Origin of the sequence: Shimia sp. MIT910701 (assembly GCF_047126315.1) — a bacterium.
Lineage (GTDB): Bacteria > Pseudomonadota > Alphaproteobacteria > Rhodobacterales > Rhodobacteraceae > Shimia.
On the sequence record NZ_CP138953.1, the window covers coordinates 2582103 to 2596285 of the forward strand.

The following is a 14183-nucleotide window of genomic DNA, read 5'->3' on the forward strand; positions in this document are numbered from 1 at the left end:
GTGATGGTTTTGATCATGCGGCAATCCTTTCGACGGTCAGGTGTTGGCAATTGGCGGCGCAAAGCGCTTCGGCCAGATTCGGACAAACGCTGTTGCCTACGCAGCTGACCTGCACGGACTTGGTAAAGTCCTCAAAGGTCCAATCGTCGCCGTCCTGGTGCCAGACACCTTCGATCACGTAATCGGTCGGGAAGCCTTGAGCGTTGAACAGCTCGCGCGGGGTCAACATTCGCATTCCGATGTCCACCACCACGAAGGTTTCGCCTTCGATTTCCAGCGTGACAAACTCGCCGCCGTCCCAAGCGTCATGGGATCGCAGGAATTCGGCCACCTCACGGGCGCGGGCCTCATGCTCTGGGCCAAAGCTTGGCGCCAAATTCGCTTGCACGTGGCTGAATCGGTCTTTGACGGTGATTGTGTGGCAAGGTTCGCTTGTCCGTGCTCCATCGCCTGTCCCGTAATATTTCGCGAACCACGGCGCTACAATTTGCTGTTGTGAACCTGTTGCAGTCACCGACGACATAGGGGCATTTGCTGGGCGCCCGGGATTGAAGCCTCTGCGGGCCTTATTGTGTTGAGCGAGAAAAGCACTCAGAGGCGCATGCTTGATCCCGCCCGCAACGGCAGTGCCAAGCGGCGCATGGATGTCTAGGCATCGCGGCTTTTGGCCCTCTCTCTCGCCATAGCCAGTTTGCACCAATGCGGGAATTATCACTGCGTTCTGATCCTTTCGGTTGGCGCAGATCGTGTGCATCGGATCAAGCGCGTCCCGATTGCGCCCGCCGTGCTGCGCATAGGTCAGTATTGGAGCAATCAAGCCTGTCTTGCCGCCTCCGCCCGCAGTGATCGTTGGAGCCGGTGCCGTTGCTGTTTGCCCAACCGATTGGCCGAAGTGCCGGATAAGGGTAGGGGCAACCAATGCCGAATGTCCGCCGCCGGCAAGCACTGTCGGGTGTGGCGCCAAAACTGAGCTATCCCGTCGCGCCGTGCCTTTCAGGCTCATGAGGTGTGGGGTAATCAGAGAGCGGCTGACGCCGCCAGCAGTAACGACGCCCAGTGGATCGGTCAGTGGGTATTCACGCCGCCCGCCGCTATCGCCATGTGCAACACTAATGAGGCTTGGAGCCACAACCGCCTTTTCGCCGCGATTGGCACCGGTGATGGTCTTAAACGGCGCAGTGGCGTCTTCCACCCGTCCACCGTGGGTCAGGTTTACGAGATAGGGCTTTTGGGCTTCCAGTACGTAGCGCTTCATTCCGCGCGCCACGCGCGCCAGTGTGTTCTGAGCAAGGGGGCGCTTTGCAGTCAGGCTATACTTGGCCTTGATCTCTGCGCTGGTGTCAAAGATCGAGGGGCAGGGCAATGACCAATCAATACACTCCGCGGCTGTGCGCCATGGTTTGAGCTTGCCCGCGTGGACTTCTTTGCAGTTTGGATCGCCATGCGTAGTCTTGGGCCATGCAATAGGCTGTCCATCGCAGCGCGCCACCATAAAGAAGCGCTTGCGGATCGTCGGTGCGCCGTAGTCGCAGGCGCGCAGCTCTTTCCAGTCGACTTTGTAGCCGAGGTCTTTCAGAGCCTTCATCCACTCCTCGAAAATCACACCCTCAAGGCCTTTGATCACGCGGCCCTCATCGCAGAGCGGCCCCCAAGTGCGGAACTCTTCGACGTTCTCCATCAAGATCACATCGGGGCGCTGATCCTTTGGCAGCCGCGCCCACCGGACCACCGCCCACGCCAGATCCCGAATGTTGCGATCTTTCGGCTTTCCGCCCTTGGCTTTGGAGAAGTGCTTGCAATCCGGAGAGGCCCACAAAAGACCAATCTTGCGGCCTTTGTTCACGTTGGACGGTTCCACGTCCCAAATATTGCTGTCCAGGTGTAGGGTTTCGGGGTGATTTGCAGCATGGAGCGCCAGTGCGTCGGCGTTGTGATTGATGGCAACGTCTGGGCTCCTGCCTAAAGCTTGCTCAATACCCTCAGAAGCGCCACCTCCTCCGGCAAAGCAGTCAATGATCATGGGGAAGTCAGCGAAATTTGTCATATAGAAATCCCTGCGAAAAGGCTCAGGCGCGGCGAACCACAGTCCCGTCCATTTTTCTTTTCCACTGGCTGTCTTTGGACCCAGCCAAGCGGCTTTTAGGCTTGTGAATGCCAAGGTGTTTCTTGCGCACACGGTCGCACTTCGCCTTGGTTTTCACGTCCTCACGTGTCTTCTTTTTGTGTTCGGTGTGCAGGGCAGGCGCGAGATTGGACTCGCGGTTCTCTCCCCCTGCCGCCAATGGAATGACGTGATCAGCTTCCCACTTTTCTCCGGCCGCGATTTTGCGACCGGAGATGTGGCAGGCGCCCTTGTGGGCTTCGAAGACCCGCAGGCGCACCCGCGCCGGAATAGCGGTGTCGGGCGTTGCGCCAATCCATTCTGGGACGCTGCGCTTGCTCATGCCGCCACCCCGAGAATGCTGTGACCCCAATCCAGTACGGCTTGCTTGCTCGCTTGAAAGCGCTCCTTGCCCATGGCCTTGTAGCTTTGGCTGTGTGGAGTGGAGCAGATAACGAAGTTTTTGCGCACGATGACGAGGGCGTAGCCATGTGCCTTGCGCGCTAGATTGGCGATCACCGGTGCGGCTGCACATGCTGCTGCCTTGCTTTCAAAAACGATGGTCTCTGTGTCGCAATGACCGGTAGCGATCAGGCCGTGCTTGCGAAACGCGTCGGCGCTTTTTGCGTAAGGTGCACTTGCTTGGTGATGGGGGAGATTGGCCCACAGGTCATTGATCTCGGCAAACTGCTGGTTGTGGCTGTCGCGACTGCGTTGTTGTTCGCGCAGTTTGTCGGCAAGGGCGTCGGCATAGGTTTTGGGAACCCATTCCTCACCATCGATGACCATGCTGGCAGGGCGTAGGTTTAGTGGGTGCTGGCTCATTAGTTTGCTCCCAAGATGGTTCGTTCAAGGACCGCGTTTGACAGTTCGTCTGGATCAATTCCGTAGGCTTTTCCGACCTCCACAAAGAGCGCGGCGTGATTGGCTCCCTGAGGCGATTTCATGGCCGCTTCCTCGCGTGCGAGGTATTCATCAACTGCTTTAGGCATGTTTTCTAAAGTCATGACTTTAAACCTTAAAACGGGATTGGTGTTTGTCGTCTGGAGCGGGTTTTTGGATCGTGGACCGCGTCAGGCAGCCTCCGCCTCATAGGAAGCCATACAGCTTTGGAAGCAGTCGAAGACATCTTGGAACAGGTGGTTGTGCTTCTTGTCCAAGGCCTCAATGATCTGCTCGCGTTTGTTCCAGACGTTGTTGACGCCTTTCGCGGTTTTCATCCCGCGCATGTCGGCAATGATCTGAGAGGCAAAAGCGTCGGCTTTCTCCGCGTCGGTCGCGTCGTCTGGCAAGTTGTCCAATACCCCGTCGATCCAAGCGTCCTTGAGGCCATTCGAGATTGCGCGGCCTTCATTGCGTCCAGTGACGCTCAAGTCGTCTGCGTCGACGTCTTCATCCGCAGCGACGCCAAGGAGCGCGGTCAATGAGTATCGGCGCGCATAGGTCAGGGCGGCTCCGATCTTCTGGATGTTGTTCATGCGACCAGTACCGTCTTGAACGAGAGGGTAGCGGCTGACGAGCGTTGCGCCGGTCTCATGGGCGAGAGTGGTTTCCAACTTGTCACCCGCGATCGACTGAAAGATTGAAAGCCCGTTTTTTGAGAGAATGGGGCGGACAGCGCGGAGAATGTCGGCGATGTCTGCGTATTTGTATCCGTGGCCTGTCTTGTTCTTTGGGATTTCCGGGAATTCACCCTGTGCCTTTGCAAGTGCTGCATACAGCGGCCCCATGTTTGGGGCTGGGCGGCGATCTGATTTGCTCAAGATGCTGGATGTCATAATTCGTTCCTTCAAAACTGGAGCGGGCAGGGGCTTACGCAGCCTCTTGCTCGCTTTCCTCAATGCGGTTGATTGCTTCGAAACCGATCATCTTTTCCGTCCACTCGCGGGAGCGGTAGATCTTGGTCACCCCATCGTCGATGCTGACGCCATCGACGGTGATGAAGCCGCTGGTGTTGGTGGAGAGATAGGCAATGACTTCTTCGCCGTTTTCGTTTTCCGGATCGCATTCTTCGACCCAGATATCGGTCACATCGACCTCGAGTTCGGCGTTAGTCCAAGATGGTGTTTTGATCGATTGATACTGCATATCTCTTCCTCCGATGAAGATGAGATAGTATGGACAAAAGTCCACGTCAAGCCAAAAGTGGACAAAAGTCCATCGGATGAGGGTTGGTTCTCTGTGGCAAGGCGAGCTCGAGTTGCGGTCATGCATCGCTCGTTTTATTGGTATGGGAAAAATTGACGTACGTACTGCTGTTAAGTCACTCGGCTAGAGCGCAAATAGAGTGCTAGTTCTGCAGCTTACAAGACGCACATAAGGGGAGATGAACCGCACGCTGGCTCGCAAAATACCAGAAACTTGCGGTTACAAACTGGACTTGATGGTTCGTTTGTGGGGGGGATAGCTGACAACTAGTGGGGCTAAGATTTTATTGTGAAAGCCTTAACGGTACTCTTCAGTCAGTTCCTTTTTAACGCTTTTTTCTTTTGTCCACCGCTGCTCGGGCTGCAACGATGATGAACTCGCGCTCTTCCTCGGAGAGTTGGGAAAGTAGGCCAACGGCCTCCAGGTAAGGTGATGTTTCTGTATCCTTGAGGAATTGATCAAGAGTCTTACCGAACGCTTCCGCTACACGTCTCGCGTCATCTACGTTCGTTTTCGCAGAGTCTCTTTGTTTGAGTTTGTTCAGCTGGTCTTTTGACACGCCGGAGCGACGGGCTACCTCAGCTACAGACAGGCCGGAGGCCCCAAGTTCAACCAAAAATGCGTCTCGAAACGTTCTTTCCATGGACCGTTTATACATTTGAACGCCGACACTTTGATAGCGGACAAAAGTCCATTGACGGGAAGTGGACAAAAGTCCATATTTCCGCCATGACGGATGAACAAGAAAAGTTAGTGAGGCGAATAGAGGCGGCATCTGAGCGTGCCGGTTTATCTGCCGCAACGATCTGCGAACGGGCTGTCAGAAACAGTCGATTGTATGACCGTCTGAAGTCCGGCGGAAGTTGCACGTATGAAACTGGCGGGAAAATTCATTCATTCATAGACACGCTCGAGGCTCAGGAGAAAAGGCAACATGATCTTTGATCCTCGTGCACTGCAAACTGATGTCGCCTTCATTCGTTGTGGGGCGCCATTTGGTCGTCGGCCAAAGGATTCGACGCTCTCAAACTGCACGCACAGCACTCCCTTCACAACAAAAACGGGTTTTAGAATGTCTGATCTTCTGTACGCCAACATGTTCCGTCGCCTTGTCAATAAGACGGGTGGGGTAGAGGCAGCCTGCGCCACGGTTTCTGCGTTGCTAGGGCATGAAATCTCCAAGGGGACGATCTCTCGGATCCAGAACGGGTTCGCTGCGGTGCCGATGATCTACGTCTACGCGTTGGAAGACGCGACGGGCGACTATCGGTTTACAAAACTGCGCGCCAAGGAAGTTGAAGACCGCGTGGCGGCAAAGGAAGGTCCGTCAATAACGCGGCTTGCCGGTGAAGTCGGCAAGGAGGCCGGTGAGGCTGTAAACGCGCTGATCCTTGCGGCCGAAACCGGCGATCCCAAAGCCATGGCAGAAGCTCGTGTTGAAGTGGAAGAAATGCTTCACGCTGGAGAGACCGCGCTTTCCACAATCGAGAAGTTGAAGGCGTAATGTCTGAGCCGCTGCGCCCCAAACTCACTTCAGAAGACGGGTATGCCGTAATACGCATCCCGTTGACCGAAGTGCATGGGCTACGCGTAGCGCTCAATGAATGCCCGTGTGTAGCAACCAAGTCTTCCAGAACAAAATCAATCAGAAAGCGGCTAGCGATAGCCCTTGGCAGGCTGGAGGCGCGATAATGGCAGTTACTCAAGCAGAGGTCGTGCGTCGCCTTCAAGCAGGAGAGACACTTCTCTGCTCACTTCCCGTTGGAGATTGTTCGACAGACAAGCCCATCTATTTCCTGTCCGGTGGTGGTCGCGTCACAACGGCCACTTACCGGAAGTTGACACCAGAAATGGAAGCAGTCTCGCCGGGGCTATTTGAGGACGTGGAGCCTCAAGAATGGCGGTGGGTGAAGACATGAGCAACCTCGTTACCTCACTGCTTCGCAGCAAGAACCTCGGCATTGGGCTGAGTGCTAAGTCTGTAATCCTGTTGATGGGCGATATCGCCAGCGACGATGGGCAGGGGATTTGGGCTTCCAAAGGCACAATGGCGAGAGAGTTAGAGACCACTGAGCGCACTGTTCAGCGGCAAATCTCCGCACTCGAAAGCGCAGGCTTCATCGAGGAAGTAGGCAAGCGAAGACACAGAAACGGCTTCACAGTCGAGTACAGAATTTGCTTAAGCGTCGTGTCCAGTTGTCCAAATGCAGGCGGTATACCGGTGGCAGATCGGCATTCGACCCCCGACGGTGTGTCACCCCAACCCCCGACAGGCTGTCACCCCACGGACTAGACCCCTGACAGTGTGTCACCGGTACCCCTGACAGGCTGTCACCCCACAGACGAGACCCCTGACAGTGTGTCACCCGTACCCCCGACAGAGTGTCACCCCATAAACGTGACCCCCGACAGTGTGTCACCCCAAGATACGACAGTGTGTCACCCCTCGGCGGGCACCCCCGACACAGTGTCACCGGTACCCCCGACAGAGTGTCACCCAAACCAAAATAAACCATCCAATAAAGTTAATAATATTAGTGAAGGGCAAAAGATCAGCGATGCGCTAACGCGGTTCGCTGGCCTCGATGCGGTGTCTAGTTTCGTCGCCTATCGCCGGAAGATCAAAAAACCACTCACGGTCACGGCGGCCAAGCGACTGGCCGAGCAGCTACGCCAAATCGAGGCCAGAGGTGGCGACGCCTCTGACGCCCTAGGACTCGCCGAGGAACGCGGCTGGCAGTCCGTCAAAGCCGATTGGTACTTCAACGAAAAAGGGCAGGGCAATGACCAACGCTCCCGCAGCAGTTTCCAAGCTTCCAACACCGACCCCACGACTGACGCAATCGCTATCGCCGCACGAAGTCGAAGACCATCGGGCCCGGATCGCGTTCGAGGTTGAAATCATCATGCAGGGATACTGGCAAGCTCCACTTTCGCCTGAAATGAAGGGCGCTGTTCTCGCCGATTGGTGCGACGAGCTCGAGGACTGGCCGCAGGATCAGGTGCGGGCAGCGCTGCGCGATTGGCGGCGACGCAATCCGTCGAAAAAACCGAACCCCGGGCACATCTCAGAAATCCTCAAAGCATGGCGGGGCAGGGACTACGTGGCGAGCCTGCCACCCAAACAGGAAGCCCCTCGAGGAGAGCGCTGCGGAAAGAAACGTGCCGAGGAAATCATTGCCGAGGTCGGTTTCCAGCTGAAGAGATTTGGAGGTGGGCAATGAGACTGGTCTCAACGATCTACAGCAAAGGTCCAGACGAACGCGATCACGCACAGCTTCTGAAGAACCGCGACAAAGCCCGCGTGGCGCTCTGGCACAAGGAAGGCATCGCCGCAATCGACCCAAAAGAAATCAACGATGATTGGATCAAGCAGATGGTGATCAACATCGCAACCGAGCAGTACGGAGCGCGCAAAAATGGGGAAGGGTGACCGCCGCGGGAAGTCCAAAAAGCAACCGCTGGATTTGCCAGGATTGGCGCCAACACCGCGCCCCAAGAAGCGAGGCAAGGCCCGTATGGCAGAGATTGGCCAGGAACGCGATCCGCAGCGCACGGTGCTGTCCGCACGAGCGCGAATGATGGGGCAGGAGGACACAGTACAGAACCGCCAGAAAATGCGCAGCCAAGCGCTAGGAGAGGCCGCAGGGCGCGCCATTTACCTCGCATGCGACGAGGAGGAAGCTGGCAAGCTTTGGAGCATATACGCGGCGTTTACGGCGACCGAGGCGCGCTATGCCAAAGTCGTTCTCTGCAAGAGCCTTCACGCGAAGGGCACTCGGATCGAAATGATGCCGGAGCGGTTTGAAACGCGGGCGGACGACAAGCCGGATTTGCGCAGCGAAGACGAACGCCACCGCGACGCCGTGAATGACTGGATGCGCTGGCGGGGGTACATTGGGCAGTTGCGAAGCGATCAGCAGTTTGCGCTGTTTGGGGTCGTAAGGGGGCGGGTTGAGCCAGTTGTTGAGGCGAGGCTCACGCGGGTAGGGGAACGATTTGTGGGCGCGTTGCGGGCGCTTGCGGCGGTTGTTGATACAAGGTAGTAACAGCGGCTCTCAGCCCGAATTAGACATGACCACCCGACGCTTTGGGCGGGAAACCGAAACTCGCTGCGACACGCGTCAAAGTCGGTACTTTTAAGTAAAGTAGGAGTTCATGAAAGATAAGTGTTGATACCAGACACAAAGCGAAGGGCATTAATTATTCAACTAGGAAAAAAACCAAACCGACCTTGATCCAACGTACCGGAGAAATGCTCGACGCGTGTGCCCAGCTCCACGTCGGAAGGAGGGTCGGTGTTCTCGACAACGATGACTTGGCGATCTTTCTGCAACTGCAAGAGAAAGCGGTAAAAATTGCCGTTAAGATCAGTTCGAGATAAGTCATCGTCATCCCCATCAGGCTCCTTATAAGAAAGCAAAGGCGAATCCAAAATTACAAATCCCGGATGCGCAGAATCTTTTTTTGCACAATATTCCAAAAGTGAAATAGAAAATGCAGCCTGGGTTATCGCGCGAAGGCCCTTTCCAAAGGAAACCCGCGGTTTTCCCGAAATTACCAAGTCCTTGGATTGAAGGTCAAAGTGGACATGGTCTGCACCAGGAAACCCCCAACTCTGAAGTGTTTTTTGCACCAATTCAGAAAATGGTGAAATCACTGTGTCTGTAAGCGTCCTAATTGGCATTTCAGTCGGGGCCGTAACAGTCGAGTTGTTGCTTTCTAACCGGGACTTGCGATCTAGAAGATCGCTTTTTGTTTCGAGAACTCCCAACGCCTCGCGTACGTCGGCGCCCTTATCGGCCAGCTTTTTATAAGACGTCCGAAGCTTTCGTAGATCAGGTGCAATCACCCCCTGTAGTTCGGCATTTTGTTTTTTCAAATTTTGATCGATTCTTGGAAGAGCACCTTCCAAAATGGTCTTTTCCTTTTTTAGCGCGCCGATTGTCTCGGCTAACTCTTCGGCTCGCCGTTCTATTTTTTCGATTTCCGAGCTTGCTGCCGCGGTGACACGAGCAACATCGTTATCGCACGTAGCACCATTTTTATGATGCTGCGCTTCGGCGCCACACATCGGGCAAACATCTGTGTCAATAGCAGCGATGATGCTACCAGCCTCGCGTATGCCCATCAGTCGTTCGATATCGGAATTGTAGTGCTCACGCAGGAGTTTGAACCTGTCCAGAAGCGTTACTACTTCTGTGTACCGATCTCGATTCTCTTCGCGGCGCTGCATGAATTTTCGAACGTTTGACGAAACCTTGCGGTATTGCGCTTCAGTCACCGCGAGCAAACTGGATCTAGCTTCCATTGCATTGTTCAATCGTTCTTTCTGATTGGTTAAATCATCTTTCGACCCGCTAATGTCCTTTATCTTCCGATCGGCTTCAGCGATCAGCAGATCCAGAAGTTCCAGTTGCGCTTCACGTTTTTGTTCTTCTGGGGTCTTTTTCTTATGAGAAACGAGCGCAGAATCGTCCACTCCTGTTAAAAGTAGACGAAACACCGACGTATTGGCTGTGTCAGCCACCACGTTGCCATCTGAAAGCGGTGACCGTTTCTGAATGATCTCTTCCTCGTTGACTATGCAAAGGCGTGCAAGATTCCTGAAGCTGAGGTTTTGGGTCTCGTCTTTTGCGTTCTTCCTAATTCTCTTTCCGTTAAGGCCAATCTTGTTCAACAGGAACGCCGACAGGTTGTCCTGGTCTTTTGCGCTATGTGTTTCACTGAGGACTCTTCCCTCGGCTTCCGGAAGTGTGTAAGTGTAAGCCCCCTCATGGACCTCAAAAGCACCGCCGCTCATGCTTCGACGGGCAGTAACCACATCATTTTCTGAAAGCCTAAGAACCAACAAAATTTGCTCGTATCCGACGGATTGGGGAATGTCCTTAAGTGGCCCCTTGGCACCGAACATGAAGTCAATTGCTTCAACGATGAATGACTTACCCGTATCAGATGCGCCATAAATTACGTTTAAGCCGTCTTGGAAGTGAACTACCGCGGCCTCCCTTTCAGGCCCATGAAATGCGATGCTCTGGATTTGAATTCCGGAAAAACTCATAGGCCACCTTTAGTTTCGTCTTGGAATTCAGAGACCCAGTCTGTCAGGAGGCTACGCATATGATCTTCAAAAGCATCGTCCGAATACGTTGCAAAAAAATCAGCGATCCACTTCGCACGATACCGTAACTGCTCTGAGTAACTCGTGCACAGAGCATCCACAAAGAAAGATGAATACTCGCCTGCACGATAATATATGCCTTTTCGTGTTATTGATCGCTCCACCAATTCGCGAGACATCATAAGATCAAGGCTCTCGGAAACTGCCTTGCGCCGAACCTGCGTGACGGGCGTCATGATGGGAGTTGACGGATGGATGTCTGGCGGTCCGCCTAGCAAGCTAGTCCTTACCAGGAGATAATCTAATGCGGTGAGGCGCTGAATATCCAACTCTTTAGGAAAGCTGGCGTGCAAGCAAAGCACTGCACGCATACCGGTTTCTAACGGACCATTGAAAGGCGTAATTGTTTCTGGTGCTACTGCTTCCATACGAGTTTTCCATCGTTGGCGAGTTGATGGCATACACCCCGTCGGGCAACAGGACGTGCAACTTTATTTAGAGGATGTGCGTCCAGAGCTAAGCTCTGAGCGGTGTTCGTCACGGCCAACACTCGCTTATAGCCATCGTCATGCGGCATGTCGCTGGTGTCGATAACCCCATCATGGACTTCGTCCTGTAAAGATTCAAAAGTGCCCGGCTCCGTTTTGTCTCGAACAAAAACCCTGAGGCCCTCTGCATCAAAGAATGCCTCACGTGATCTGTTTAGGTGGTTTCTCAGTTGTCTCCATTTGTTCAAGTCACTGATGGAGACCGCTTCTAAACCTATGTGTTCCGCGTAGGCATCCAAAAGGCACTCTACATACGTTTTCTCGGCCTCTGAAACCTCTTCGGGTGGTTTCTCAGCTTTTGGTCTTGCCGGAAGCCCGCCACCGAAACGTTTGTTGTAAAACGGGGTCTTCGTACGGAACTGTTCTAACACCCAACGCGTTGAGGGAGCGCGAAAAATCCGAAAGTCGAATTCGTCTACATACTCTTTGAAATCACCTGAAAGCTCAACAATCTTAATGTCTTTTGTTTTTGTAATATTGCCGGAGATCATTTTATCCCACTCACTAATAACCTTCTCCTTAAGATTTGGAGCATGGTTAATCAGATGGGAAAGCGTTGGAGACGCGCCCTTCGGGGCGATGTAAAAGCACTGTTGCGGCGCAGTATAGGTGCCTAAGAAGGAGTACCACAGTATCTTTCCGATTTCGGGCGCGACATCTTTGAATCCCAATGGCGCTCTCTGGTAACACTTGCACTGGTAATTGTCCCAAACTCCCGCAAACCTGTCGCGATCCCGAAAGCCAGCAACATCAATGCCCTTGTCGCCTGAACCCGGGGCATGGTCAGTATCGATGTACTCACTCTCAAGTGAATGAACCCATTCATGGGTAAAATCTTCCCACTGATCTGCATTATAGCTTGCTACAATATGGAGTGGATCTAGCTTAGGCCCGTTTTCAAATTCAATAGCAGACTGTTCAGAGTCGGAGCCAGTTTCAGCAATGGCAGGTTCAGTTTCTTCCATGATGCGACGGCATCCAGTTCAAATCAATCTCTTCATTTTGCTAGCACCATAACGAGTGTATCGGAGCGCGCAATCCACAACGAATAGTTGAGGTCGTTTTTTGCTACCCGGTCGGTATCACTCCGTGGCGCATATAAACGACTTACATATGTCCGCTTTAGGTACGCAGCACTGCAGCAGAACATCTCACGATGGATGTCTCCTTTGGGCCGTTCGTCAAACTTTGCAAAGAGCGCTATCTGCGCGATGCCGACATTGATACCTCCTGTTGTCGCATGGCAGGCGATTGCTGGGGTTATCTTTGATGTCCGAAGGTTTGCTCCCGGCCCTTAGGAGACATTGGTCATCTGCACCTTGGGCGGGAACCGGACATTCGCCACGAGCGCGAACACTTTATGGCCCATAGGCAAGCGGTCATTCGCCGCCCAGCCTCTCGCCCCAATACCCGCAAGTGTTCTGCAGACGTTGCTATCCTGTTATGATTGGGGGTATTGCGAAGTTCAAAACATACGTTTTCGACGCCAGTAGGCTTCGGCGGATGGCACTCCAAAGTGAACCTTAAAACGGACCGTTTTCAAGAGACTAAAGTTATCAAGTTCCCAAAGGATTGAGTTCTGGTAGATTTTTGACAAGTTCAGCGCATTCAATGAAATCGCATATGGTCAAAGCACAAGGCAACAGCTTAGGGTGCATCAGAGACAAGCCATTGGAGTTAGATAGATAATGAAGGGACAATTCCCGCAGTTCGACCCAGGCGCCAAAGTTGACTACAAAGCTATTTGGGAAACGTCCTTATTCGTGTTCGACACTAATGTGTTGTTGAACTTGTACCGCTACCAAACTTCGACTCGTGATCAGCTTTTGGACATTTTGAGTAAGCTGTCTGATCGTATCTGGATACCTCATCATGTGGCATTAGAGTTTCAGCGAAACCGCTTTACCGTCCTTGCTGATCAGAACAAGCGGTTTTCCGAAGTGCAAGGTGTTGTGAATAAGGCCAAAGAAGGACTGCGCAACGACCTCGATAAGTTGCAATTGGAGCGGCGGCACTCGCTCATCGACCCTGCACCTCTGGTCGAAGGTTTTGATTCTCTTGCCAATGAATTCCTTAAGTCATTGGAAAAAATCCAAAAGGGTCAACAAAAGTTAACTGATCCTGATCCGCTTAAAGATAAGATCGAGACCCTATTTAGTGACAGGGTCGGACCTGAAGCAAGTGGGCAAGCAGAGATCGATACTATCTATGGCGATGCGGAAAAGCGGTACCAATTGGAAATTCCGCCTGGTTATCTGGATGCGAATAAGGACAAACACGGACCCGCTGAATACGTCCATGGTGGCGTAAATTATAAGCGAAAGTATGGCGACTTCCTAATTTGGCACCAACTACTCTCATACGCAAAGGAGAAGGAGATTAAATCAGTCGCTTTCGTAACAGATGATGCGAAAGATGACTGGTGGTGGAAAGTGAAGTCTGATGGGCCAAAGACGCTTGGTCCAAGGCCCGAACTCCGAGATGAAGCAAGCCGAGTAGGTGGAATAACTCACTTCAATATGTATAAACCTGAGGGATTTTTGAGGTATTCCAAGGAGTTTCTACAATCTAATATCTCGAACGAGGCCATCCAAGAGGTCCGTGATGTCTCACGTGTCCGAACCGAGAATGCCAGAAGACATCGCGACATTATGAACCGTGCCGGAGGAGCCGAGAAGGCGGTCTACGCATGGCTGATCAAAAAATATGACCAAGTAGAACAAAATCAACGTGGGTATCCTGACTTTGCAGTAAAGCGAAATGGAGAAAACGTAGGCTTCGAAGTTAAACTCGTATCGCAGCCCAGAATGATGGGCCATAGGGTCCGTGAACTTGTTCATCAAGCTCACTTCGAAAGCACTGAAGGTGGCTTGGATAGTGTGACAATCGTTTTGGTTACTGAAAGTGAATCTGATGCCATGGAATTAACAAATCGATGGCTTTCTAAGTGGCGAATTGACTTGCCGACAACAGTGACCTTTTTGGTAGGTGTGTTGGACGTAGATGAATCAGAAGATAGAAGATTTGTTCCTTTTGTGAAAATGTCGTTAAGTGAAACTAACATAATGTGAGCTTACGCCATGATGGTGGAAAGCGGTGTCCGTGTTAGGGCCGATCCATGGCCAACTTACTCAATCTTGAAACTCGACGACTGTTCGTTTTGGATAGTGGCGCACACCTACAACCAACGAACTGATTTCCTTCATCCACAACCTAGAGCCGCTCCGGATCCAGCGGACGCTATGCGGGCTACAACCGCGGCATT

Annotated in this window: 17 protein-coding genes; 7 read left to right on the top strand and 10 right to left on the bottom strand. The window is 53.0% G+C overall.

What is annotated here, in order from left to right; translation table 11 throughout:
- Positions 1–13: 13 nt before the first annotated feature.
- The 7 genes from SIB38_RS12435 to SIB38_RS12465 form a co-directional block, all read right to left on the bottom strand.
- Positions 14–2044 (bottom strand): DNA cytosine methyltransferase, encoded by a 2031-nt coding sequence (locus SIB38_RS12435; protein ID WP_412550258.1) that lies wholly within the window; start codon positions 2042–2044, stop codon positions 14–16.
- A gap of 22 nt (positions 2045–2066) precedes the next feature.
- Positions 2067–2444, bottom strand: a complete 378-nt coding sequence (locus SIB38_RS12440) for an HNH endonuclease (RefSeq protein WP_412550259.1) — start codon at positions 2442–2444, stop codon at positions 2067–2069.
- Positions 2441–2926 (bottom strand): hypothetical protein, encoded by a 486-nt coding sequence (locus tag SIB38_RS12445; protein ID WP_412550260.1) that lies wholly within the window; start codon positions 2924–2926, stop codon positions 2441–2443. The genes SIB38_RS12440 and SIB38_RS12445 overlap by 4 nt, the downstream gene beginning before the upstream one ends.
- Positions 2926–3108, bottom strand: coding sequence for a hypothetical protein (locus SIB38_RS12450; protein ID WP_294119572.1), 183 nt, complete (start codon positions 3106–3108; stop codon positions 2926–2928). The genes SIB38_RS12445 and SIB38_RS12450 overlap by 1 nt, the downstream gene beginning before the upstream one ends.
- 66 nt (positions 3109–3174) lie before the next feature.
- Positions 3175–3879, bottom strand: coding sequence for an ERF family protein (locus SIB38_RS12455; protein ID WP_412550261.1), 705 nt, complete (start codon positions 3877–3879; stop codon positions 3175–3177).
- A gap of 34 nt (positions 3880–3913) precedes the next feature.
- Positions 3914–4189, bottom strand: coding sequence for a hypothetical protein (locus SIB38_RS12460; protein ID WP_294119570.1), 276 nt, complete (start codon positions 4187–4189; stop codon positions 3914–3916).
- Between the two features lie 385 nt (positions 4190–4574).
- The gene (locus SIB38_RS12465) at positions 4575–4907 is read right to left on the bottom strand and encodes a helix-turn-helix domain-containing protein (protein WP_412550262.1); all 333 of its coding nucleotides are present in this window, start codon (positions 4905–4907) and stop codon (positions 4575–4577) included.
- 71 nt (positions 4908–4978) lie between these two features.
- Between SIB38_RS12465 and SIB38_RS12470 the strand changes: the two genes are divergently transcribed.
- The 6 genes from SIB38_RS12470 (at position 4979) to SIB38_RS12495 (ending at position 8295) form a co-directional block, all read left to right on the top strand.
- Complete coding sequence (locus SIB38_RS12470) at positions 4979–5194, top strand: hypothetical protein (protein ID WP_294119567.1); 216 nt, start codon at positions 4979–4981, stop codon at positions 5192–5194.
- A gap of 127 nt (positions 5195–5321) precedes the next feature.
- On the top strand, positions 5322–5753 hold the full coding sequence (locus tag SIB38_RS12475) for a hypothetical protein (protein ID WP_294119565.1): 432 nt from the start codon (positions 5322–5324) through the stop codon (positions 5751–5753).
- A gap of 411 nt (positions 5754–6164) precedes the next feature.
- Positions 6165–6542: a helix-turn-helix domain-containing protein gene (locus SIB38_RS12480; protein WP_412552041.1), complete on the top strand. Its 378-nt coding sequence runs from the start codon at positions 6165–6167 to the stop codon at positions 6540–6542.
- Between the two features lie 490 nt (positions 6543–7032).
- Positions 7033–7473, top strand: a complete 441-nt coding sequence (locus tag SIB38_RS12485) for a hypothetical protein (RefSeq protein WP_294119564.1) — start codon at positions 7033–7035, stop codon at positions 7471–7473.
- Positions 7470–7682 (top strand): hypothetical protein, encoded by a 213-nt coding sequence (locus SIB38_RS12490; RefSeq protein WP_294119563.1) that lies wholly within the window; start codon positions 7470–7472, stop codon positions 7680–7682. The genes SIB38_RS12485 and SIB38_RS12490 overlap by 4 nt, the downstream gene beginning before the upstream one ends.
- On the top strand, positions 7669–8295 hold the full coding sequence (locus tag SIB38_RS12495; RefSeq protein ID WP_294119562.1) for a hypothetical protein: 627 nt from the start codon (positions 7669–7671) through the stop codon (positions 8293–8295). The genes SIB38_RS12490 and SIB38_RS12495 overlap by 14 nt, the downstream gene beginning before the upstream one ends.
- Before the next feature lie 161 nt (positions 8296–8456).
- Here SIB38_RS12495 and SIB38_RS12500 read toward each other — a convergent pair whose 3' ends face one another.
- From SIB38_RS12500 to SIB38_RS12510, 3 genes are read right to left on the bottom strand one after another with little or no spacing between them, the layout of a single operon-like run.
- Positions 8457–10310 (bottom strand): AAA family ATPase, encoded by a 1854-nt coding sequence (locus SIB38_RS12500; protein ID WP_294119561.1) that lies wholly within the window; start codon positions 10308–10310, stop codon positions 8457–8459.
- Complete coding sequence (locus SIB38_RS12505) at positions 10307–10798, bottom strand: ABC-three component system middle component 2 (RefSeq protein WP_294119559.1); 492 nt, start codon at positions 10796–10798, stop codon at positions 10307–10309. Before SIB38_RS12505 ends, SIB38_RS12500 begins: the two co-directional genes overlap by 4 nt.
- The gene (locus SIB38_RS12510) at positions 10786–11883 is read right to left on the bottom strand and encodes an ABC-three component system protein (protein WP_294119557.1); all 1098 of its coding nucleotides are present in this window, start codon (positions 11881–11883) and stop codon (positions 10786–10788) included. The genes SIB38_RS12505 and SIB38_RS12510 overlap by 13 nt, the downstream gene beginning before the upstream one ends.
- A 723-nt stretch (positions 11884–12606) precedes the next feature.
- On the opposite strand from SIB38_RS12510, the gene SIB38_RS12515 reads away from it, so the two are divergent.
- Positions 12607–13989: a PIN-like domain-containing protein gene (locus tag SIB38_RS12515; protein WP_412550263.1), complete on the top strand. Its 1383-nt coding sequence runs from the start codon at positions 12607–12609 to the stop codon at positions 13987–13989.
- Positions 13990–14183: the final 194 nt, after the last annotated feature.

Coding starts and splice junctions, on each gene's coding strand:
- SIB38_RS12435 (WP_412550258.1), bottom strand. CDS start 2,044: ATGACAAATTTCGCTGACTTCCCCATGATCATTGACTGCTTTGCCGGA.
- SIB38_RS12440 (WP_412550259.1), bottom strand. CDS start 2,444: ATGAGCAAGCGCAGCGTCCCAGAATGGATTGGCGCAACGCCCGACACC.
- SIB38_RS12445 (WP_412550260.1), bottom strand. CDS start 2,926: ATGAGCCAGCACCCACTAAACCTACGCCCTGCCAGCATGGTCATCGAT.
- SIB38_RS12450 (WP_294119572.1), bottom strand. CDS start 3,108: ATGACTTTAGAAAACATGCCTAAAGCAGTTGATGAATACCTCGCACGC.
- SIB38_RS12455 (WP_412550261.1), bottom strand. CDS start 3,879: ATGACATCCAGCATCTTGAGCAAATCAGATCGCCGCCCAGCCCCAAAC.
- SIB38_RS12460 (WP_294119570.1), bottom strand. CDS start 4,189: ATGCAGTATCAATCGATCAAAACACCATCTTGGACTAACGCCGAACTC.
- SIB38_RS12465 (WP_412550262.1), bottom strand. CDS start 4,907: ATGTATAAACGGTCCATGGAAAGAACGTTTCGAGACGCATTTTTGGTT.
- SIB38_RS12470 (WP_294119567.1), top strand. CDS start 4,979: ATGACGGATGAACAAGAAAAGTTAGTGAGGCGAATAGAGGCGGCATCT.
- SIB38_RS12475 (WP_294119565.1), top strand. CDS start 5,322: ATGTCTGATCTTCTGTACGCCAACATGTTCCGTCGCCTTGTCAATAAG.
- SIB38_RS12480 (WP_412552041.1), top strand. CDS start 6,165: ATGAGCAACCTCGTTACCTCACTGCTTCGCAGCAAGAACCTCGGCATT.
- SIB38_RS12485 (WP_294119564.1), top strand. CDS start 7,033: ATGACCAACGCTCCCGCAGCAGTTTCCAAGCTTCCAACACCGACCCCA.
- SIB38_RS12490 (WP_294119563.1), top strand. CDS start 7,470: ATGAGACTGGTCTCAACGATCTACAGCAAAGGTCCAGACGAACGCGAT.
- SIB38_RS12495 (WP_294119562.1), top strand. CDS start 7,669: ATGGGGAAGGGTGACCGCCGCGGGAAGTCCAAAAAGCAACCGCTGGAT.
- SIB38_RS12500 (WP_294119561.1), bottom strand. CDS start 10,310: ATGAGTTTTTCCGGAATTCAAATCCAGAGCATCGCATTTCATGGGCCT.
- SIB38_RS12505 (WP_294119559.1), bottom strand. CDS start 10,798: ATGGAAGCAGTAGCACCAGAAACAATTACGCCTTTCAATGGTCCGTTA.
- SIB38_RS12510 (WP_294119557.1), bottom strand. CDS start 11,883: ATGGAAGAAACTGAACCTGCCATTGCTGAAACTGGCTCCGACTCTGAA.
- SIB38_RS12515 (WP_412550263.1), top strand. CDS start 12,607: ATGAAGGGACAATTCCCGCAGTTCGACCCAGGCGCCAAAGTTGACTAC.